This window comes from Streptococcus infantis (assembly GCF_047460405.1).
GTDB lineage: Bacteria > Bacillota > Bacilli > Lactobacillales > Streptococcaceae > Streptococcus > Streptococcus infantis_Q.
This window is the reverse complement of record NZ_JASHGH010000005.1, coordinates 1-20128: the sequence shown is the minus strand read 5'-3', so window position 1 is coordinate 20128 and position 20128 is coordinate 1. Positions and strand designations below refer to the sequence as shown.

The following is a 20128-nucleotide window of genomic DNA, read 5'->3' as shown; positions in this document are numbered from 1 at the left end:
TTCTCCTATTCTGGAATTTGTTGGGTAATACAGTGGATATTTCCACCACCTAATAGAATATCTCTTGCAGGAATTCCGACAACTTCACGGTCTGGGAAACACTGACTGAGAATATCCAAGGCTACTTGATCGTTTACATCCTGAAATTGTGGCACCAAGACAGACTTATTAGCAATGTAAAAATTCACATAGGAAGCTGCTAGTCTTTCACCTGCATAACGCTCCTCTTCGCCTTCTTCATAAGTATAGCCCGACAAATCCTCCTCTGTAACCACTTGATGAATGGCTGGGATTGGAAGTTTATGAATAGTGAAACTCTTGCCTTTTGCATCAGTTTCCTTCTCTAAAAGTGCTAAATCAGCTGCAGACATGGCATACTGGGGATCGTCTTGGTCATCCGTCCACGCTAAAACAAGCTCTGCAGGACCAACAAAGGCAGCAACATTATCAACGTGTTCATTGGTTTCATCTTGATAAATACCATAAGGAAGCCAAATAACTTTTTCAGCTCCAAGGCTCTCTAATAAGGTATTCTCGATTTCCTCTTTAGTCAGGTGAGGATTGCGACCAGGACTAAGCAAGCAACTTTCAGTCACGAGAATGGTTCCTTGACCATCGCTATGTATCGCTCCGCCTTCTAGGACAAAAGGTTTGGCATCGTAAACAGGCATTTCCAAGGTCTCAGCAAAACGACTGGCTACTTGGTCATCATCTTCATAGTCTTGGTAGAGACCATCAACAGCACCACCCCAAGCATTGAAAGACCAATCGATTGCCAACTTTTCCCTTTTATCATTAAGAAGAATCGTCGGACCTGTATCACGAGCCCAGGCATCATTTGTCAGAATATCTAGATAAACAACCTTGTCTCCAAGATAGGTTTGCGCTTCAGATAGATAGTCCTCCTCCACCAAAAGGTAGACTGTTTCCCCCTGAGCAATAGTTTTGATGATTTGGCTAAAAGCTGTTTTTGCAGCCTTACCTTGAAATGGCCAAGACCCTGGTCGAGTAGGCCATATCATGAGAGTACCGTGGTGTGGTTCGTACTCGGCAGGCATACGATAACCTAATTTCTTTGGACTGTCCATCATGATAATCTCTCCTTAAAGTCTTGGTAACCAAAGGCCTTGACTAGACTGCACTCACCCTCTTTATCCATCACATACAAACTTGGCAGTCCAATCCCGTTAAAGGTATTATTCTTAACAAAGGAGTAGATTGCCATATCTTCAAAATAAAGTCTATCTCCAATCTCAACTGGATTTTCAAAACTATAGTCACCTATGATATCACCCGTTAGGCAGGTATTGGAAGAAAGTCTATAAGTATAGGCTTTTTCTTTCGCTTCAAAGCCATCTCTCAATGGGGGACGATAGGGCATCTCAAGGACATCTGGCATATGACAACTTGCTGAAGCATCTAAGACTAAAGTCTCAATCCCATTTTCAACGATGTCTAAGACTTCAGTAGCTAAATAACCAGCATTGAGTGCAATCGCTTCTCCTGGTTCGATATAGACGTCAAGGTTATAGGTTTCACGAATACGTTTAATCTCAGAAATCAGCAAGTCCACATCATAGTCGGCTCTCGTAATGTGGTGTCCGCCTCCCATATTGAGCCATTTGACCTCATGCAAATAGGCTCCAAACTGCTCTTCTACAGCTTTCAAAGTTGTTTCTAAATCATCTGCCCCTTGCTCACAAAGAGTATGAAAATGAAGTCCGTCAACCAATTCCAATAAATCACTTGGTATCTTATCCAAAGTTACTCCAAAACGAGAGCCAGGAGCACAAGGATCATAGAGCGCGTGATCTCCTTGGGTAGAACATTGAGGATTGAGGCGTAAACCGACACTAATACCAGCTTCTCGACAAGTTTGACCATATTTTCGTAGTTGTCTCTCTGAGTTAAAAACAATATGATCAGATATTTGCAGTAGCTCTTCCATATCTGATTCCTTGAAAGCAGGCGCAAATACATGGACTTCTCCTGGAAATTCTTCTCTAGCTAGCTTAGCTTCATAGAGTCCACTGGCTGTCGTACCTGATAGATACTGGCTAATCAAGGGATAGGTTTTGTAGAGGGAATAAGCCTTTTGGGCAAGCAAAACCTTGCAACCAGCTTCTTCTTGTACATATTGTAAAATGCGACAGTTGGCTTCTAATTTGGCTAAGTCAATGACGTAAGATGGTGTTGGTACTTGTTCTAGCTTCATTAGTCCACCATTTGTGAATTTTCAACCACAACCCATGGCAAACCATACTCATTCAAAGCTTCCATGAATGGGTCTGGATCCAATTCTTCAAGGTTATAAACTCCTGGTTGTTTCCAAGTACCATCCATAACTAATTTTGTCCCAATCATGGCTGGAACGCCTGTCGTATAAGAAATAGCTTGCGAACCAACCTCTGCGTAACATTCCTGATGGTCGCAAACATTGTAGATGTAGATAGTCTTTTCAACGCCATCTTTGACACCTGTAAAGATACAACCGATATTGGTTTTACCAACCGTGCGCGGTCCAAGGCTGGCTGGATCTGGAAGCAAGGCTTTCAAGAATTGGATTGGAACGATTTCTTGTCCATTGAAGTTAATGGTATCTGTACGAAGGAGCCCTACATTTTCCAAGCATTTCATGTGCGTTAGATAAGATTGACCAAAAGTCATAAAGAAACGAATGCGTTTGACACCTGGAATATTCTTGGCCAATGATTCAATTTCTTCATGGTGAAGGAGATACATGTCTTTTTGTCCAACCTGAGGGAAATCATACTCACGCTTGATAGACATAGCTTCGACTTCGACCCATTTTCCATCTTCCCAGTAAGAACCTGGCGCAGAAACCTCGCGTAGATTTATTTCTGGATTAAAATTCGTCGCAAATGGATAACCGTGGTCACCACCATTACAGTCTAAAATGTCGATATAATGGATTTCATCAAAATAGTGTTTGAGGGCATAAGCTGAAAAGACGCTGGTTACACCTGGGTCAAAACCAGAACCAAGAAGAGCGGTTAAGCCTGCTTCTTTGAATTTTTCCTGATAAGCCCATTGCCATGAGTAGTCAAAGTAGGCTGTAAAACCAAGTTCCTTACAGCGTTTTTCGTAGATAGCACGCCACTCAGGGTCTTCTGTGTCTTCTGCTTCGTAGTTAGCCGTATCGATATAGTGAACACCTGTTGCCAAACAAGCATCCATAATGGTTAAATCTTGATATGGTAAAGCTACGTTCAAAACGGCTTCTGGCTTGTAGCTTTCAATCAAGGTAATGACTTCTTCGACATTATCAGCATCAAGAGCAGCTGTTTCAATTTTAGTACTTGTTTTGCCCTCTAATTTAGCTTTCAAGTCATCACATTTTGACTTGGTACGGCTAGCAATCATAATCTCTGCAAAGGTTTCGCTATCCTGACAAATCTTTGAAATAGCAACTTGGGCAACGCCCCCACATCCAATAACTAGTAAACGACTCATTTTTTTCCTTCCTCTTCTTCTAAAATGTCCTCAACATATTTGGGCAACATAAAGGCTCCCACGTGTAAGTTTGCAGTGTAGTATTCTGTGAAAAGCTGGCGTTTTTTCCAGCCTTCCTTGTCAAAATCTTTGACAGGGTGGTATTTTTTCGATGCAAATCCAAATAACCAATAGCCAGCAGGGCTGGTTGGGATATGAGCCTGATAAACCCGACTGATTGGAAATGCTTGATTGACCTTGCGGTGCATGCTTCGGCAAGCTGACTCATCCTCGTCAAAGAAGGGACTCCCATGCTGGTAAATCATGATACCGTCTTCTTTCAGAGCTCGATAACTATTACCGTAAAATTCCTTGGTAAAGAGCCCTTCCGTATGTCCAAATGGATCTGTCGCATCGTTGATGATAATATCGTAGTCATCTTCGCAGTTTCGCAAAAAGCGTAGCCCATTTTGGTAGTAAATGGTAACACGAGGATCATCTAGCCCTGCAGCAAAATCTGGGAAGTATTCTCGACAAACCTCAACCAGCATTTCGTCAGGCTCTACAATATCGATTTGCTCCAGTTCAGGATAGAGTGTTAATACCTGGGCAACACCTCCGTCACCACCACCAATAACCAAAACTTTCTTTGGATTAGGATGGACAGCCATTGGAACATGAACTGTCATTTCATTGTAGACAAAATCATCTGCATCTGAAAACAAGACATGCCCATTTAAAATCAATATCTTCCCAAAAGCAGGCGTGTCTAAAACTTCGATATCCTGCCATTCACTTTTACCAGCGTAGAGTTGTTTGGCTGTTCTCAGAGACAATTTCACATCTGGAGTATGAACTTCAGAAAACCATAAATCCATTTAGTTCTCCTTTCTCTCAATAACATTGATGTGGTTAACCTCTGGATCTTCAGTTCCTTGGAGGGAACAACCACGTTCTTTGGCAAATTGAATATAATCGACAATTTCTCGTGTAATCCGTTCACCTGGCGCTAGGATTGGAATTCCTGGAGGATAGCACATGACAAATTCCCCACAGACCTGGCCAACGGACTGGTCTAATGTTAAGCTTCTTCTCTCTGCATAGAAGGCTTCCTGAGGAGATAGCACCAACTCTGGTTGGATATATTCGCCAGCAATCAAATCTTTTCCATCTCTCGAGTAAAGCCTCTTGATATCAGCTAAAGCACCGACCAAGCGCTCGATATCTTGAATTCGGTCTCCAATCGAAATATAAGCCAAGATATTACCAATATCACCAAACTCAATTTGAATATCATATTCGTCTCGTAGGAGATCATAAACCTCGATACCTGTTAGGCCGATACCTTGGGTGTAAACTGACAGCTTGGTCACGTCAAAATCACAAACAGATACACCATCTATTAACTCTTTTGAGTAGGCATAGTAGCCACCGATGGCATTGATTTCACGACGAGCATACTCAGATAACTCAATAACTTTCTCAAAGGACTCTTTACCACGAAGGGCTAAGTTTCTACGAGAAACATCAAGACTTGCCATCAGCAGGTAAGATGCTGATGTTGACTGTGTCAGGTTAATAATTTGACGAACGTACTCAGGATTCATCTGATCCCCAACTAAAAGAAGCGAACTTTGTGTCAAGCTGCCACCAGACTTATGCATGGATACAGCTGACATATCAGCTCCTGCATCCATAGCAGATAGAGGAAGTTTATCTGTAAAATGCAGATGGGCACCGTGTGCCTCATCTACTAAGACTTTCATTCCTGCAGCATGAGCCATCTCTGTTAGTCCCTTAAGATCTGAACAAATCCCATAGTAGGTTGGATTGTTTATCAGGATAGCCTTAGCATCTGGATGGTCCTTTATAGCTTGTGCTACACGATCATTTTCAAGCCCCAAAGCAATACCGATTTTTGGATCCACACTCATCTCGATATAGATGGGAATAGCACCACATAAAACTAGAGCGTTGATGGCTGATTTATGGACATTTCGAGGAAGGATAATTTTATCTCCCGCTTTACAGGTGGAGAGAATCATAGTTTGAACAGATGAGGTTGTGCCACCAATCATTAAAAAGGCATGAGCAGCACCAAAAGCCTCTGCTGCTAACTCCTCTGCTTCTCGGATAATCGAGATAGGATGCCCCAGATTATCCAAGGGCTTCATAGAGTTAACATCTATACCTACACATTTTTCCCCTAACAGTTCAACCAACTCTGGGTTACCACGGCCACGCTTGTGACCAGGTACGTCAAATGGTACAATTCTTTTTTTTCGTAACTTGACCAACCCCTCATAGATGGGAGCTTGGTTTTGATTTAACATTATAAAGACATACTCCTTTATCATATTTTTTACACCTTAACCATGTAAGGCTCTAAAGGATACTTATGAAAAAAGAGCAGGTTGGCACCTGCTCTACAATCTACTGACGTGTTTATGTTTGTTTCTTTTGAGTATGTCTGTTCCTGATGTTTCCTAACTCTCTAGTAGCAAATATTACGTACTTTATTGATCGTTTCACAAGATGACGTGTGCTTTCACCACACTAACAAATCTATACGAATTAGGACAAGTGTCCTAACATCAACTTATAAAAGTAGGCTTTTAACCCTATCAATAATGTGGCTTTTCAACCACGCTTCGGCATTCAACCCTGCCTGTCCGTAGGCATTTTTTACTCGGGTTTATATTTGCTAGAAAACATCATCTCATTTTCTAAGCTTCATTACTATATCATGTTTTCGTATTCTTGTAAAGTATTTTTAGAAACTTTTTTAAATAAATTCATTTTTTCGTTCGTGAAATTTATTTAACTTAAAAATGGAAATCGTTTTAAATTTAAATCAAAAAACAAAAAAAGAAACTAAATAGATTAGTTTCTTTAATGAATTATAAGCATAATCAACTATTCAAAATCCTATCTAGTCATCTCGTGCTACTTGAACAGCTAGCTCAAAATCAGTCATCAAGTAATTTTCATCCAGACGGATGAGACTATAATACTCATTCCAAAATAGAGAGTCACTGTTGCTGGACCACTTTAATCCATACCACAATTGAGTGACATCACTTGTATGTGATGAGGGAATTGACCACAGATGCTTTTTAAAAGTTTCTTGAACAAGAGAAACATCCAGTCGAGTAGTCAAGTCAAGTTCATCTAATTTGAGAGTGATAAAATGTTTTTTAGCTGCCTCAATACTTTCCTTGTCAAATCGAACCTGAATAATCTTAGAATCTTCTAAAGCCACATTCTGGTCCTCAGCACCGTAAAAGGAAATACTCCCAAGAACTATGCCATCTTTTGCAAAGAGATAGGGAGCGTAGGGAACAGCATTGCTATCAAGTCTGAAACCTTTTTCGATAGTGACTGATTTATCTCCTGAATACTTTTGGAAATTGCCATCTGTCAGGAGGTCTTCGTAGTCGCTAGCACCATCTCCCTGTCTTACATAGATATCAAATCCAGCTTCCATCAGGTCGCTTGCTTTGGTTTCTGCCAAAGTGATTTTACTTTCATTAATTTGCAAAATCGGTGCTTGAGGTGGTAAACCAATCGTGAGATTAAACATGACTCCTACCAGAAAGACCATAAAGGTTATAAGGAGGGCAAGTAAAGACTTTCCAGTCCTTTTTCTTGCATTGAAAAGAGCCATTATAGCTGGGAGGAGGATCATTTTGGCTAAAATAGAATTCCCCACACCGCCTCGATTTAAGGTCTGAAAGGCAAAGATCCCTGCGATTACAATCAGGGACAGGTAGACCAAAATCTCGCCTAGACCCAGTTTTTCTGTTCGAGTTTGTTGGTTTACAGGGGATTCGTACAATGACTGTCCATTCTCTTTCCTCTTTTTTAGAAAGAGATAAAAGCCCAGACCGAGTAGCAGATTAAAAATTGCAAAAGCAATTAAAGTACCTATAATCACCGTTCTACCCATGGCTTTCTACTCCTTTATCTTCTCTCTCAAATCTTATCTTTCTCTTTAATGTCCAATTCCCAACTAATAAAACCAGCAAGAAGAAGGGGCCGCCTTCTATCAGTACAATCGGTAAAGCCATTATAGCAATCATCAAAAAACTAGCTTGCTTTTGACGCCAACTGCCGCCCCATTCTCCGTTTATCAGTTCACCTAAATAATCGATGTAGTCAGTAAACCAAGTCAATAAGGGATTTTGAAAATCATTGAGCCTTAGGTAAATGAACATAGCAGAATATAGCAAAACATAAAGAATTCCAAGGACTAGAATAATCTTTTGACTAGTTCGAGTAGCCTCTAGAACGATTTTTTCTCTCTTCTCTGGTTTTATTTCCTTGAGACTTGGATTCTTACAAGAGAGTTTTTCAAATCTATAGGCCAGAAATCGGTAGAGATAATACTTTTTTATATCACGCTTCATAAAACCCCCAATCTAGGAAGGACACTCAATTATAAATCATGGTCTAAACATCTAATTTCAAGGAATTGCCTTCCAAATAGACTGCTTTTGACTCAGTGATCTTGATTTTTTGATCTTCTGAAAAGCCAATGGTTTCACCGTCCTTTAAGGTGACATCACTGCCTAAAACATACTGAAGAATAGACAAGAGGAAATAATATAAGTCATCGCTATTCATAGGAGACTCGATAATTTCAATCTCAGTTTTTCCAAACTCTTTCAAACCATAAGTGTAAATACTAGTTTTATCTCCCTGGTTGATAATTCCCATATAAATCCAGAGTTGAAGGGGAAGCATTTCTTCTTTCAAAAGGTCAGCCAGGTCTAGATAAAGATCTTTGGGCAAGAGTAAGGTGGTAGAACCCTGATAAATACCAATAGCTGATTGACTAGTTTTTAGGATAGAGGCATTGACTTTAGTTAATAGGGAATAAGTTTCTACTGGCGAAAGATTGTCAGACAAAATAGAAACAATGGCGTGTTGTGTGTGCTCCTGTGTTTCCTTCTCAACATCCTGCCAGAGGTAAGAATAGGCATACAATTCTTCAAATTCTTGACTTGGGATAGGAAAATCCATTAAAGCCAGCGCAACGAGAGCACCATCAATCTCAAAGGTTGCACTAGAATCATCCCCAGAAATTTCGGAAACTTGAAGCCCCCAATGAGATTTCAATTCCTGAACAACCTGGTCTAAAGAATAGGCTTGCTGGCCTTTGAAGAGAGGCATGGACAAGTTCAGTTGTTTTTTCTTCTCTGACTTTTCTTTCTTACTAGTAAATAGATTTTTTAAAAAATTCATAGGACTTCTCCTTTTTCTAATATCAGTTGGAAAACAAAGCTCTCTTACTCAAAGTAAGTCGCCATACCAAGTTTCCTCATCCTCAAAACCGTAAAATTTCTCATCAAGTAGCCAATTTCCATCCACCAATCTAAGTACAAACTGATGCTTCATTTCTAAAGCTTCTTGATAATGAGTGATGACTCTTGCTTCTTCAGCTTTTGTCATGATAAAATCTACAGAAAAATCATTCGTTTGAACATAGTTATACTCACTTGGGGAGCCATAAGAAATTCGAACTCCTCCTTCCAAGTAATTTTGAGTCACTCGTCCAGTTAGAAGTTGCATTTGCCTATGAAAATAGTCATCCATAAGTTCATTCCACTTGGGATGAATTTGATTTGCTGGGATGCCAAGGCCTTCTTTTTCCTTATCCAGTGCTCTGTTACGCTCAAAAATTTCCTCTTCTAACAAGGTTAAACTTTTGAGTAAATTAAGCAATGGTGGGATGATTATTTCCGCCATAGCTCGATAGTTTTCAGGGGTATTTTTATAGTTCACTCTCATGATTACTCTCTTAACTCTCCATGATTAATTGCTTTACTTCTATGTCTGAAAGTTGTCCATCCATGTAGAGTTTCCTAAGTAAATCTTTATCTACGGTAATTTCATAATAGTCAGTCACAAACTCATGAAATCGCTCAAAGCTATCAAAAAGGTAAGAGAGCAACCATTCTCCACCATCCTTATCTTGGTAAGTCTGTTGATGCATGTGACCATCATACCAGATAAAGAAGGTTGTTTCATCTTTTTGGTCTTCTGAATAAAGTGAGAGATACTTTTCATCCAGTCCTTTATAAAAACTATCAATGACGTCTTGATTCCACTCGTCAACAGCAAACTGGCTTAAACTACTTTCATGATCAAAGCCTTTTATAAGGATCATTTTATCAGTCAAAATCACTTCCAAAGAATCACCAGAGCCATTGTCAATAAGGTAGCGGAGTCCATAGTCTTCCTCAGTCTTAATCACGAGTCTGAGCCAATCCTCACTCGGATCGGTCAGATACTCATCAATGATCAGCAAGGCATCTAAGCGAGTCTTTATCTTGTCCCAATCAATCTTTCTCATCTCTAAAAACCTCCGTCTTATCCTTGCGATTTATCAAGATCACAAGCCCTATAGCGAGCTGTTAGATAGCCTGAAAAGCTAATCTGAGGGATATTCCACTCATTAGGCAAATAAATGGAACAATCTACCTGATCTCCAAGAGGGGAACTTGCTGAAAAATCATATCTTCCCAAATCCTCATTATTAGGATTTCTTTCAACTTGACCCAATCTGCTAGTATTAAACCAGTCTTTAAACAGTAACCAGATTTGCTCGGAATCTTCGTTTAATAGGGAGACTTTCAAGTTGTAACTGATTCCGACCCTACATCTTTTTTTGAATCCTGACTCATCAGCCTTACAAACTTTTATCGATCCCTTATCATACTGCCAGTTATCACTATCTAATAGGGGAAATTGAGCAGATAGCTTGTCTTTAAATCCCTGCATAGTATCAAATAAATCTTTGGAGGCAGCTTCGAATAATTCTAGTTCTTCCATAGTCTTCTCTTTAATTTTCATAGCTAATCACATTTCGATTTAATCTGCATCAACCCAGATCTGGTATTTTTGACAATGGAGACATCTAAACAAATAACCACAGATAGGCCCATCTTTGACCAAGTAGTCTTCTACCTCTTGATATTCTTCACGCGCTTCATAGTCTGCCAAGACTTGCTCAGCGATTCCCATATCCTTCAATTCTCGAGTTCCAACTGTACCCAAGTAAGCACAATAATCTTGGCAACAAGAAAGCCAATATTCTCCCTGCCAACTAGAGTAGCCTGGGGTCTGACAAAAAAGTAGCTGATTCTTTTCTGGATCCAATTCACCCTGCCACTCGGCATCTTGGATAAATTCTGCATCGAATTTTTTGGCTGCATGACCGTTTGCAATGCAAGTTGGGCAGAGATGTTCTATCTCTTCGATACAATAAGGTATAAGGGTATAATAAACATTGCTTTCTTTCCCACAAGATGGACAAATCTTGGCTTCTCCTTCAACAAATGAACCTGTAGCTAAGGGATCTGGATGATAGAGAAAATGGGGTAAGTCTTTTAACAAGTCCTGCCTTTGCTTCTTCTCTTCTTTTCTTAGAGGACGAGGAAGGGCAAAACGATCGCCATGACTCTGACTCATTTCTTGTAAACGGCTCAGTTTCTTTATCTGTTTTCGATCAGGTTTGTCTAAGATTTCAGTAAATAAGCTATAGGCACTAGTGTAGAGACCCAATTGTTCATAGAGGTCAACTAAGACTTTCTTCGCTTCTAAATCATCAGACTTAGCTAATTCATCAGCCAAATCATAAAGTGCCGCAACACTTGAAGGCTTTCCATCTTGATCCAGGTATTGCTTTTTTAATGTAATGTATTTTTCTAGAAATGGATTCATGGGACTACCTTTCTAATGGATGACATAAAATCTTAACAAATGGTAACTAGGACATTCCCCTTGTGATTTAAGATTTCCTTGTAAAAGTCTTTCATTTTGACAAAGCAGGTTAAAATGTCATCCTTAATTTCTTCCTCTTCCTCAAGATAATCCCAAATATCAGGATACAAGTCAGCTTTCTTGCATGCTTCCATACTAAAGTCTGCCAAGGCTTTGTGCATGTCAAAACTTTCTAGACTTTCTACGATCTCGGCTATCTTGGTTTTTTCAGTATAGGCGATATATTCAGATACATCCTCTAGAGGAGTCACCCCTAAAACAGCTTCTCTCAAGGGATTGTCGTCCAAAAATTCTGAACTACTAAATCCTGTCAAGACAAAGACCAAGACATCCCACATTTTGTCAATATCTAGTAAAATATCATGACTATCAGCGGAATCCTCAGCAAAGTCTAACAAGTCATCTTCCTGGTTAGAAAGAGCTTTTATTTGTTCTAATTCATCGTCTGGTAAATATTGATAATTAGCAATCATTCCCATGATTTTCCTCCTTTGAATCAGTTAGTATCATACGGATATTTCTAGCTCTGTTTCCCAAGAAAGTGCTATAATGGAGCTAAGAAAATTGTTCTCTAGCAATTGAAAAACGGGGGAAGTAGTCATGTTCACTAGTATTGTTTTGGGTTTTTATGCTCTTTTCTTTCTATCCTTGTCCTTTACTATCTATCTCTATATTAGACTTGTAGTTGCGGTTAAAAAAGGCAAAGACATTCCCAAATGGATTTATAAACTTGGCCATGCTGTTCAAGGAAGAATTCACATTGACTATGAAGAAATCACTGATGCCAATGCCCTTAAAGAGATTCATTGGTTCTTGCTGATCTATCTAATAGTCAATCTACTCCTATTGGCTGGCTTCTACTATCATGGCAATAGCTTTCCTCAAGCCATTTATGAATGTTTGAAAAAACAATTTTTCATCGTACTTGTTAGTATGGTTTTAAAAAGTATTGGTAAATTTGTTGTACTGGCTATAAGAAAAAACTTTCATAACAGTCATGTCTATGCATCAACCAACGCTTTTATCGGGACAGCTTTTTTAACGAGTTATGTTTTTATGTTTTGCATGATGATGAGTGGGCTTCCAGCTCAACCTGTTCCAGTCACCATTCAAGATACCACTGTCATTATCGGGGAGACCAAGGCTTCCGAGCTTTTGGAGCATGGGTTCACCTTCGAAGATAAAAGTGCAGATAGTCCAATCACCAATCCCAAAAACGACCACTTCTACTACGGACAGCTTCTCGAAGTCAAGCGGGATGATAAGTCCTATGGCTTTATGAGCCTCACTCCCACAAGCAAAGATACTGATCAACTCAAAAACTGCGTCGTCACCTACTACAGAACGCCCAAGGATACTCGTCAGTTGCAGGAAATTTCTATCAATCATGTCAAGCTAGCCAATCTCAAGCTTCAAGATTTTCAAACACGAAAATTAATCGATATCTTTGAAGTCAATCCTGCTGATTATAATGTCTCTGATACCGATGCCAACTTTATCCTAACCATTCAAACAGCAGATTACGACCTCTGGAAAAGATACCGGATTGAAGCCAAGTTTAATAGAGATGGCTCCCTAGATAGCTATGGTGTCAGAGCCCAACACAGCATGTGGGAATGATTGACCATTTCTCCCATTATCACATAGGCATTAAACTGGAAAAATATCGTCGACAAGTTTATAGGTTTCGATGAACCGAAGGCCAGAGGAACCTTTATCTCTTGTGATTTCTTCATAAATATCTTCTAAATTTTGGGCAGGTGCTAGCATCCAAAGACTAAATGGGCTGAGTTTCACCTGTCCAATTTTTTCAATATTATCTAATAATTGCCCTAAATCTTTGTGATTGAACCAGCAATCTGTAACCAGAGCAAACTTGGTATTGTCCATCTTACAGGAGATTTGACTGGTCAAAAAATCATCGATGGTGGGCTTTTTGGTTTGTAAGAGGCGCGTGCAAGCTAGATGATACTCAAGCTTTCTAGGACTCTGCTCCACCATAGATACAAAGACAAGACCATATTCATCTTCGAACTTAACAGCAAGGATATCTCCTTCTTCAAAGTAAGGTTTGCGTTTATACTCTTCGAAAATCAAATTCAAACCACGTCAGCTTCGCCTTGCCGTACTTAAGTACAGTCTACAGTTAGCTTCCTTGTTTGCTCTTTGATTTTCATTGAGTATTAGCTTTTGCTTTAGGAACCTTTAGAGGTCTAGGATTTTCAGTTTGCAACTGAACTGCAAGTTTTTCCAAGACTTTTTGCCTTTGCTTCAAAGCCTTTGGATCTATTTCCATCCAAAATGGATCAGGACCTTTTTTGAGAAGCTCCAAGGTTTTATCTCTGATATCATCTGTCAGATGACCAATCTTCCACAGTGAATAGGCAAGAGCAGTCCAATAAATTTCTGTAAAAAAGTCTGTTTGACAGTAATCTTTTTCCGCATCGAGAATATCCTTGATAATATTGGACACATGATCACCGTCTCTATAGCGACCAACTACCTCATTGTAAATGTCATACCCTTGATCACTGTCAATGATTTTAACGCCATCAATAGCCATTCTCAACTCCTAATGCTCAATCGACATCTTATTGATAAATCTCAAAGCTTATTTAATCTTATGCTTGTTCATTTTTTCTTGGAAAATATCTGTAAGAATTTGGCGCAATTCTTGAGCTTCCTTTTCAGGAAGTTGGCCTTCTTGTTCAGCAACGGCATACAACTCTGGATACTCGATCGAGATTCTCTTAACAGTACGTGTAATGGCATGTTTTCTAACAAAAAATGGAATTCGTTTAATCATATCTTGAGGAATTAAAGCGATAATCTTATCGGCAGTTTCTTTGTCGTTCAGCTTAGAGAAAGTTAGTCCCTTTTTAATCATTTCTTGTTCTTTTTCTGTAAAATCTTTAATATCCATTGTGTCTCCTTATGACTATTTTATTTACTACTATTATACTATTTTTTTAATTGATCGAATGAAAAGTCTCTATAAATCACTTCTTTGCCAAGAACGGAATCTGTTGTAACAGGTAGTTTTTGCAGCAAATCTTGGATATCAATATCGTTGGGAAGAGGATTCAATTCTCCCAGACTATTTTCCTGAAGATGTGCTGCAAAGATAAACTCTCCCTTTTCCCAATCCATAGCACAATCATTGATAAGATCTACTGGCGACAGGTCCAGCAGTTCTTGCTCTTGCGCTATAAACGTTTCGTAGATCAATTCAAAAATAGCTTTCTTATCAATTTTTACAACTCTTAATGTATGTTCATCCATGTTTGCTGTCCTCTAATCATATCAATTTAGCTATCATTCGATTGGTAACTTCTTATCCCACTCTTTAGGCAAATCATCCTTTAGAATTGAACCCACTTATCATTATCCATAATAAAGGGTTTTTCTAGACCTTCACCTGTATAGTTTTCGTATTTTGTATCTAGATATTTGTAACAATCTTCCTTGGTCGCAAATTTGATGGCTTGATAAGGTTCCTCGAAGGTTAACTTTTCAACAAAGAGGCAGCCATCCTCACTTGGTACAAGAATTCCGACATGGCCGATAAAGAGGGATTGACCATCTAAGTCATCATGGACAACTACTGAGAGCATTCTTGCATTTTCATTAAATTTGAATTGAGAAAGGAAGTTTTCCATCTTAGCAGCATGAACCTTGACATCAGTTGTTGCTTCAGTTTTAACTCTTGAAAATAGAATATCAAACGCATCCTTGTCTTCTGCACCAAAGACCTTTCCTTTATCAATGGCATCATTATCGACAAACAAGAGGGAATCATCTTTCTCTAACTTAGGAATTTCGATTGAATTTTTCAATAAACAATAACTGTTAATCCGACAGTTGGTACCTACAAAATCACCTTTTTTCGGTGTCCAAAGATTGCTAATCTTTTCTACGTCATACTCGGTTTTGGTGAATGTAGAAAAATCTCCAGTTAAGCCTACTGAACCAACAGTATTGTTATAATCATTGACAAGATTGAAAAATGCATCCACACTGTCTTTATCCAAATGCGCAGCCAAAGCTTTTCTGACTTCTTCTTCACTTGGTTTGCTATTCATATTGGTATAAGAGGCTTTCCAGGAAACCTGATTGGACTGTGTTTGAGTTACTGAAGATTCTGTAGTTCCATCACTCGACTTTTGAACTTGACTACAAGCCACTAAGGTCAAAAGAAGCGTTGAGCAAAGACCAAGAGTTGCTAATTTTTTAAATTTCATAGGTTTTCCTTTGTTTAAAAAATTGTTGTTAAAGGTAAATAAGATTATGCTTTCGGTTGAGAATAGACTTGGATATGCTGATCTAGTACCTTGATTTCTACTGGTAAGTCATCAGATTTATCACCATCGACATCCGTTTCTAATTCACTATCTGAAGAGATTTTGATGTGACGAGCTTTTATGTACTCGATGTGATCATTTTCAACGACATCCCCTTTTAATAAGTCAGGGATTACAGATAATTTAGAAAGAATTGATGCATCCTTAAGAATCAGAACGTTAGCATATCCGTCCTTATCTTCTTCAAAAATCTTCTTGTCAGCGAAATAATTGGTGAGGAGAACTAAAACGTGACTTGCTTGACCAATATAGTTTCCATTTTCTGTTTCAACTTGAATGTTAAATGTTTGATCTGTCACGACAGACTTTACAGTATTAACCGCATAGGCTAGCATGCCAAATTTTGTTTTATCTTCTATCTCAACGTTATGGATGGCTTCTGGTAGTGAACCAATACTAAAGATATAACCAAAATAATTTCCATTGGATTTTCCGATATCAATCTTGTTTGTAGAATTGAAATCAAGCTCGTCAATTGCACAATCAATATCTTGATTGATTTCTAATAATTTCGTAATGAGATTTCCAGTTCCTCCAGGTATAATTGCTAGTTTTGGAATATAGTCTCTTTCAGCGATACCAGAGATTACTTCATTGACAGTCCCATCTCCACCGAAAACGAGAACTGCCTCATAATGCTCCCGAGAAGCTTCTGTGGCGAAGTTGGTTGCGTCTTGCGCTTTTTGTGTAATTCTGGTATCGACTTGCTCGAAGTATTTTTTAGCCTTATTTTCTAACTTTTCCTTATAATCTAAAGCCTTTTCGCCACCAGAGGTTGGATTGATAATCAACATTATTTTTTGCATTCATTTTCTCCTCAATATCTATTTACATCTTTAAGCTATCAATATATCTTTTTTTGATATACTTTATTATATAATGAAATTTCTAAAAACAAAAATTGAAAGTAGTAAACTAAAATAGATACAATCCTGAACTGTCTAAGAATTTTTCTTTCAAAATTCGAAAAATAAATTTGTAGAAAAAATTTTATCAAGTTACAAACTGAAGAAATCATCTCATTCACTCTTTCTTCATATACGACAGTTTTTATTTTACTTTAAAACAAAACCTATGCTTCTATTATTTTTTTAGCCACAAATGTTGTAAAAAACTAATATCTTTATAGGGTTTTAAATCACATACTGCAAGTTCAATCTTTGTCATTTCTTCTAACCAGTTTTCTTTGCTCTTAAATTCATTTGGTTGTAGACTGTAAAATGTTCGAATCCCCAAATAGTTTTCTAATTTAAGACCAGACAAAGCTAATAATTCCTCTATCGTATAAGTAGAACCACTTGCAAAAGATGGACTCTCAAAATTTTCACCATTGAGTAAACTAAATGCTTGATTGATATCATTAGCAAAAACAACACTTTGTAGTACTTTTCCAACTTGATTATGCTTGATAATTGAAATCAAGCCATCATCTTTTAAAATTCTTTTGAACTCCAGAAGATAGTCTTTTCGGTTATTAGGATCTATATATTCTAAAACATTATGGCAAAGGACAAGATCAAAGGATTTATCCGTAAAACGAGCGAGTTGGTCAATACTTCCCCACAATTTTTCATAGGAGGTGGAAGAGTTGGCATAGAGCATTTCCTCATTAGGTTCAACAGAAATAACTTGATTCTTGCGAGAAAGAAATTCACTGACCAAGCCAAATCCAGATCCAAAATCAAGAATTTTCTTACCTTCCAGATGAGCAAGTTGGGCAAAGGTTATTTCATATTGTATCTTTCCCCAAGGTTGTTTTAACATATTTCTATAATGTTCAAGATCAGATTTTTTACTTGTCATGTGTTACCTCATTAAAACTGGTATTTTTCTTTACAATCATTTCTTTTAATAATTTACAGTAAACTACCGAATTTTCAGTGATCTTGCGACAGTGATCATATCCTTGCCAAATATGAAATGTGGCATGAGGATACTTTTTAGGGAGAACTTTTTTAGCAGATATCAAGTCGAATTCTTTTGAACCATAAAAGAAAACACAATTTTTTTGTTCCTCTGGCGTAAGGTTAGGCAAAGCTACGAAGGCACAATCATGGGAAATATGTTTGATGCTTTCTTCATCCATAGCAATGAAAGAATCCGCCATCATCTCTCCTTTTTCTCCATAAAGTGCAACCATCTTACGAACAGCAAGATCTCTATTTCGCAGAGCTTTTCTATGCTTTATTAACAATAAATACCTAGTAAAGACATCAAGCAAGGGCGCATTTGTCCATAAACTAACTCCTTCAAAAACAAGTTTTCCAAACCTGATGTCCTTGTAATTCAACAATTGCAGTAATACAACTCCACCCAAGGATGCGCCAAAGGCTAAACACAAGTCTTTTATATGATGAGCCTTTAGATAATCATAAATCATCTGGCTTTCCTTGAGAGCCGATTCGTAGAGGGCTAGAGATGATTGCCCATGCGCCGACAAATCCGGAATGATATATCTAAACTCTTGCCCCATCTGGTCTGCAATCAGGGACTTCATCCCTTGAGCCGATGATAACATCGGGTGGATTAACAATATCGTATCTTTCTGATTAGAATTAAGATCAAGAATGTTCATTATCTATCACCAGATTTCTTTCCTTTTTAGCCCTTATCCTTAAAAAACTTATCCCATCCATTTATGATTTATTCAGATAAATGCAACAATTATAATAACTTCACTTGAACCCCTTGCCTGTCAAAGGTTTCTTTGACATGTTCAAAATTACTGCTTATGATAGTCGCTTGCTTCAGATTTGGAAACTGTCGCAGTTCTTTAAGACTAACTTCATTTAGAGCGAAACCATCATCTTCACCGTCCCACTGAGGAATCAAATTCAGATAAATTTCATTTCCTCCATCCATATAGATTTCTTGGACTTGTTCAGCATATTTCTTAGGTATAGGAAGATTCATCATATATTCAAGGGCCGGCTGAATAATCTCCATACTTTCTGTGTCGATATCCTCTTCACTAAATTCTTCCGCAAAATCATAGATGTCAAAAAAGGGTTTCAGTACTCGTAAATCGTACATCAAAACTTGGATAATAGTTAGTTTAAAATTTATATTGTCAAAGTGTAGCAGTTCTTCGTCAGTTTCTTTTAACTTGTAGCTTTCCCGTTCATGTTTGACCTCTGGGAAGTAGGAAATTGATAGTGTGTCTGTGATGGTCTCTGGAATTCCATTAAAATTTCTTCCGTAAGGGGTCCATAAAATCAGGTTAAAATCCCCTACTCTCTGTCTATCAGAAATAAAATAAGGGCTTTTTCCATTACAAGTTATCAGGGTATTGCAAGAATTGAGAGGTAATTCTTCCTCGTCCCACATGGGTTTGACCTTCTCTCCAAAATATAAACAAAGCTCAGTAATTAAATGTTCCTCATCAATGTAGGTCTTACATTTTTTTAAATGATTATTAATTGAGAACGAATGTTCAAATACAATTCCAGCTTTGTCATAAATGTATTTGATAAACTTATTTTCTTTTTTGACAACCCGGTCAGGCTTCCCCAATACAACTTCAATATCTTTCAAGGACAAAGGAAAAGCTAAGATAGTTCCGTTGATTATCATTGAATTGTTTTGAAGATCGATTTCAAGTTTTTTGTGTGTTTTTTTCTTAAAAAAATCAAACATATTACTACCTTTTCTTAAGTTTCTTCAAGATACATTTTGACTGCTAGGTATTCCTGCTCTTTAGCATAGGCAAATACTTCTGAATTTCTAATGTAGTCAAAAATATTTTCCTCTAAATCTTCATCCCAGGTCGATTCACTAAAGATTTGATTGTCTTGACTTGCTTCATAGAAAATATCAAGGTGAACTTGATAAAACTCTTCATCTTCATTTGGAGCTTGCCTTACCAACGATAGTTGAAACAAGGGCTTATCAGATATACTAGTAAATGTCCCTGTTTCAAACAAAATCATTTCATCATCAATAGGATCACGACACAAGTCTTCAAAGATTGCTACCATATCCTCTAAGGGCATCTTATCGGTGATTCTTTCTCTTAAAAATTCAAGTGATTGCTTCATGCTTCTCCTCTTTCTAATTGGAGTTTCGTTCTTAGAAAAATCCTTTTAAAAAATAGAATCCCTACACCCTTTATTATACTACATTAACAGAAAAAAGACTGAAGCAGATGGCATTCACGGATCTATACTATTGTAATCGGTCAATTCCCTAAAATGATTACCTAGTCCATTTTATTGTACACAGATGAGGTGTTATTTGAGCATGCCCTTTTATAACTCAATTAGTATTAAAAATAAGATAGAAACTTCAGGATGGCTACTGTCTTGTAGCATTTTTTTAACCTTGATAAATTTAACAAATCGTAGAAAATAGTTAAAAAGTCTTTAAAATTAAAAAAACGCATAATATCAAAATTTCAAAATGAACTGCACCCCAAAAGTTAGACAGAAAAAATCTAACTTTTGGGGTATTTTTATTATGAAATTAACTTATGATGATAAAGTTCAGATCTATGAACTTAGAAAACAAGGATATAGCTTAGAGAAGCT

22 protein-coding genes and 3 pseudogenes are annotated in these 20128 nt (G+C 37.8%); 2 read left to right on the top strand and 23 right to left on the bottom strand.

What is annotated here, in order from left to right; translation table 11 throughout:
* Positions 1-5: 5 nt before the first annotated feature.
* From aguA to QM928_RS03245, 13 genes are all read right to left on the bottom strand, one after another.
* On the bottom strand, positions 6-1091 hold the full coding sequence (aguA, locus tag QM928_RS03305; RefSeq protein ID WP_414294520.1) for an agmatine deiminase: 1086 nt from the start codon (positions 1089-1091) through the stop codon (positions 6-8).
* A complete protein-coding gene (nspC, locus tag QM928_RS03300; RefSeq protein WP_414294521.1) occupies positions 1088-2215 on the bottom strand; it encodes a carboxynorspermidine decarboxylase in 1128 nt (375 codons plus the stop codon). The genes aguA and nspC overlap by 4 nt, the downstream gene beginning before the upstream one ends.
* Positions 2215-3474, bottom strand: coding sequence for a saccharopine dehydrogenase family protein (locus tag QM928_RS03295; protein WP_414294522.1), 1260 nt, complete (start codon positions 3472-3474; stop codon positions 2215-2217). Before QM928_RS03295 ends, nspC begins: the two co-directional genes overlap by 1 nt.
* Complete coding sequence (gene speE / locus QM928_RS03290; RefSeq protein ID WP_000366713.1) at positions 3471-4331, bottom strand: polyamine aminopropyltransferase; 861 nt, start codon at positions 4329-4331, stop codon at positions 3471-3473. The genes QM928_RS03295 and speE overlap by 4 nt, the downstream gene beginning before the upstream one ends.
* Positions 4332-5786, bottom strand: a complete 1455-nt coding sequence (locus tag QM928_RS03285) for an aminotransferase class I/II-fold pyridoxal phosphate-dependent enzyme (RefSeq protein ID WP_414294523.1) — start codon at positions 5784-5786, stop codon at positions 4332-4334.
* Between the two features lie 599 nt (positions 5787-6385).
* Positions 6386-7402: a hypothetical protein gene (locus QM928_RS03280; protein WP_414294524.1), complete on the bottom strand. Its 1017-nt coding sequence runs from the start codon at positions 7400-7402 to the stop codon at positions 6386-6388.
* On the bottom strand, positions 7395-7862 hold the full coding sequence (locus QM928_RS03275; RefSeq protein ID WP_414294525.1) for a hypothetical protein: 468 nt from the start codon (positions 7860-7862) through the stop codon (positions 7395-7397). The genes QM928_RS03280 and QM928_RS03275 overlap by 8 nt, the downstream gene beginning before the upstream one ends.
* Positions 7863-7905: 43 nt before the next feature.
* Positions 7906-8700 carry a DUF4261 domain-containing protein gene (locus QM928_RS03270; RefSeq protein WP_414294526.1) on the bottom strand — a complete coding sequence of 265 codons (795 nt, stop codon included), beginning with the start codon at positions 8698-8700 and terminating at the stop codon, positions 7906-7908.
* Between the two features lie 48 nt (positions 8701-8748).
* Complete coding sequence (locus QM928_RS03265) at positions 8749-9246, bottom strand: hypothetical protein (RefSeq protein WP_414294527.1); 498 nt, start codon at positions 9244-9246, stop codon at positions 8749-8751.
* A gap of 10 nt (positions 9247-9256) precedes the next feature.
* Positions 9257-9811: a hypothetical protein gene (locus QM928_RS03260; protein WP_414294528.1), complete on the bottom strand. Its 555-nt coding sequence runs from the start codon at positions 9809-9811 to the stop codon at positions 9257-9259.
* A gap of 17 nt (positions 9812-9828) precedes the next feature.
* Positions 9829-10311 (bottom strand): hypothetical protein, encoded by a 483-nt coding sequence (locus QM928_RS03255; RefSeq protein ID WP_414294529.1) that lies wholly within the window; start codon positions 10309-10311, stop codon positions 9829-9831.
* Between the two features lie 18 nt (positions 10312-10329).
* The gene (locus QM928_RS03250; RefSeq protein WP_414294530.1) at positions 10330-11181 is read right to left on the bottom strand and encodes a CbrC family protein; all 852 of its coding nucleotides are present in this window, start codon (positions 11179-11181) and stop codon (positions 10330-10332) included.
* 32 nt (positions 11182-11213) lie between these two features.
* Positions 11214-11720 carry a YfbM family protein gene (locus tag QM928_RS03245; protein WP_414294531.1) on the bottom strand — a complete coding sequence of 169 codons (507 nt, stop codon included), beginning with the start codon at positions 11718-11720 and terminating at the stop codon, positions 11214-11216.
* A 121-nt stretch (positions 11721-11841) separates the two neighbouring features.
* On the opposite strand from QM928_RS03245, the gene QM928_RS03240 reads away from it, so the two are divergent.
* Positions 11842-12861, top strand: a complete 1020-nt coding sequence (locus tag QM928_RS03240; RefSeq protein WP_414294532.1) for a hypothetical protein — start codon at positions 11842-11844, stop codon at positions 12859-12861.
* Between the two features lie 30 nt (positions 12862-12891).
* Here QM928_RS03240 and QM928_RS03235 read toward each other — a convergent pair.
* From QM928_RS03235 to QM928_RS03190, 10 genes and pseudogenes are all read right to left on the bottom strand, one after another.
* A pseudogene (locus QM928_RS03235) lies at positions 12892-13317 on the bottom strand (hypothetical protein); the annotation flags it as partial.
* A 112-nt stretch (positions 13318-13429) separates the two neighbouring features.
* A pseudogene (locus tag QM928_RS03230) lies at positions 13430-13804 on the bottom strand (hypothetical protein); the annotation flags it as partial.
* A gap of 48 nt (positions 13805-13852) precedes the next feature.
* On the bottom strand, positions 13853-14164 hold the full coding sequence (locus QM928_RS03225; RefSeq protein WP_414269072.1) for a hypothetical protein: 312 nt from the start codon (positions 14162-14164) through the stop codon (positions 13853-13855).
* 38 nt (positions 14165-14202) lie between these two features.
* Positions 14203-14523, bottom strand: coding sequence for a hypothetical protein (locus QM928_RS03220; protein WP_414294533.1), 321 nt, complete (start codon positions 14521-14523; stop codon positions 14203-14205).
* Positions 14524-14603: 80 nt separating this feature from the next.
* A complete protein-coding gene (locus QM928_RS03215) occupies positions 14604-15482 on the bottom strand; it encodes a DUF4300 family protein (protein WP_414294534.1) in 879 nt (292 codons plus the stop codon).
* A 44-nt stretch (positions 15483-15526) separates the two neighbouring features.
* A complete protein-coding gene (locus tag QM928_RS03210) occupies positions 15527-16408 on the bottom strand; it encodes a diacylglycerol/lipid kinase family protein (RefSeq protein WP_414294535.1) in 882 nt (293 codons plus the stop codon).
* 277 nt (positions 16409-16685) lie between these two features.
* Positions 16686-17405 carry a class I SAM-dependent methyltransferase gene (locus QM928_RS03205; protein WP_414294536.1) on the bottom strand — a complete coding sequence of 240 codons (720 nt, stop codon included), beginning with the start codon at positions 17403-17405 and terminating at the stop codon, positions 16686-16688.
* Entirely contained in the window at positions 17395-18177 is a 783-nt protein-coding gene (locus tag QM928_RS03200; protein WP_414294537.1) for an alpha/beta hydrolase, read from the bottom strand. Before QM928_RS03200 ends, QM928_RS03205 begins: the two co-directional genes overlap by 11 nt.
* Positions 18178-18266: 89 nt before the next feature.
* Positions 18267-19238 (bottom strand): DUF6892 domain-containing protein, encoded by a 972-nt coding sequence (locus tag QM928_RS03195; protein WP_414294538.1) that lies wholly within the window; start codon positions 19236-19238, stop codon positions 18267-18269.
* Positions 19239-19252: 14 nt separating this feature from the next.
* Positions 19253-19639 (bottom strand): hypothetical protein, encoded by a 387-nt coding sequence (locus QM928_RS03190; protein ID WP_414294539.1) that lies wholly within the window; start codon positions 19637-19639, stop codon positions 19253-19255.
* 418 nt (positions 19640-20057) lie between these two features.
* Between QM928_RS03190 and QM928_RS03185 the strand changes: the two are divergent.
* Positions 20058-20128, top strand: a pseudogene (locus QM928_RS03185) (transposase); the annotation flags it as partial.

Coding starts and splice junctions, on each gene's coding strand:
- QM928_RS03225 (WP_414269072.1), bottom strand. CDS start 14,164: ATGGATATTAAAGATTTTACAGAAAAAGAACAAGAAATGATTAAAAAG.
- QM928_RS03205 (WP_414294536.1), bottom strand. CDS start 17,405: ATGACAAGTAAAAAATCTGATCTTGAACATTATAGAAATATGTTAAAA.
- QM928_RS03280 (WP_414294524.1), bottom strand. CDS start 7,402: ATGGGTAGAACGGTGATTATAGGTACTTTAATTGCTTTTGCAATTTTT.
- QM928_RS03270 (WP_414294526.1), bottom strand. CDS start 8,700: ATGAATTTTTTAAAAAATCTATTTACTAGTAAGAAAGAAAAGTCAGAG.
- QM928_RS03210 (WP_414294535.1), bottom strand. CDS start 16,408: ATGCAAAAAATAATGTTGATTATCAATCCAACCTCTGGTGGCGAAAAG.
- speE (WP_000366713.1), bottom strand. CDS start 4,331: ATGGATTTATGGTTTTCTGAAGTTCATACTCCAGATGTGAAATTGTCT.
- QM928_RS03245 (WP_414294531.1), bottom strand. CDS start 11,720: ATGGGAATGATTGCTAATTATCAATATTTACCAGACGATGAATTAGAA.
- QM928_RS03255 (WP_414294529.1), bottom strand. CDS start 10,311: ATGAAAATTAAAGAGAAGACTATGGAAGAACTAGAATTATTCGAAGCT.
- QM928_RS03260 (WP_414294528.1), bottom strand. CDS start 9,811: ATGAGAAAGATTGATTGGGACAAGATAAAGACTCGCTTAGATGCCTTG.
- QM928_RS03195 (WP_414294538.1), bottom strand. CDS start 19,238: ATGTTTGATTTTTTTAAGAAAAAAACACACAAAAAACTTGAAATCGAT.
- QM928_RS03220 (WP_414294533.1), bottom strand. CDS start 14,523: ATGGATGAACATACATTAAGAGTTGTAAAAATTGATAAGAAAGCTATT.
- QM928_RS03250 (WP_414294530.1), bottom strand. CDS start 11,181: ATGAATCCATTTCTAGAAAAATACATTACATTAAAAAAGCAATACCTG.
- QM928_RS03285 (WP_414294523.1), bottom strand. CDS start 5,786: ATGTTAAATCAAAACCAAGCTCCCATCTATGAGGGGTTGGTCAAGTTA.
- nspC (WP_414294521.1), bottom strand. CDS start 2,215: ATGAAGCTAGAACAAGTACCAACACCATCTTACGTCATTGACTTAGCC.
- QM928_RS03240 (WP_414294532.1), top strand. CDS start 11,842: ATGTTCACTAGTATTGTTTTGGGTTTTTATGCTCTTTTCTTTCTATCC.
- QM928_RS03190 (WP_414294539.1), bottom strand. CDS start 19,639: ATGAAGCAATCACTTGAATTTTTAAGAGAAAGAATCACCGATAAGATG.
- QM928_RS03200 (WP_414294537.1), bottom strand. CDS start 18,177: ATGAACATTCTTGATCTTAATTCTAATCAGAAAGATACGATATTGTTA.
- aguA (WP_414294520.1), bottom strand. CDS start 1,091: ATGATGGACAGTCCAAAGAAATTAGGTTATCGTATGCCTGCCGAGTAC.
- QM928_RS03275 (WP_414294525.1), bottom strand. CDS start 7,862: ATGAAGCGTGATATAAAAAAGTATTATCTCTACCGATTTCTGGCCTAT.
- QM928_RS03265 (WP_414294527.1), bottom strand. CDS start 9,246: ATGAGAGTGAACTATAAAAATACCCCTGAAAACTATCGAGCTATGGCG.
- QM928_RS03215 (WP_414294534.1), bottom strand. CDS start 15,482: ATGAAATTTAAAAAATTAGCAACTCTTGGTCTTTGCTCAACGCTTCTT.
- QM928_RS03295 (WP_414294522.1), bottom strand. CDS start 3,474: ATGAGTCGTTTACTAGTTATTGGATGTGGGGGCGTTGCCCAAGTTGCT.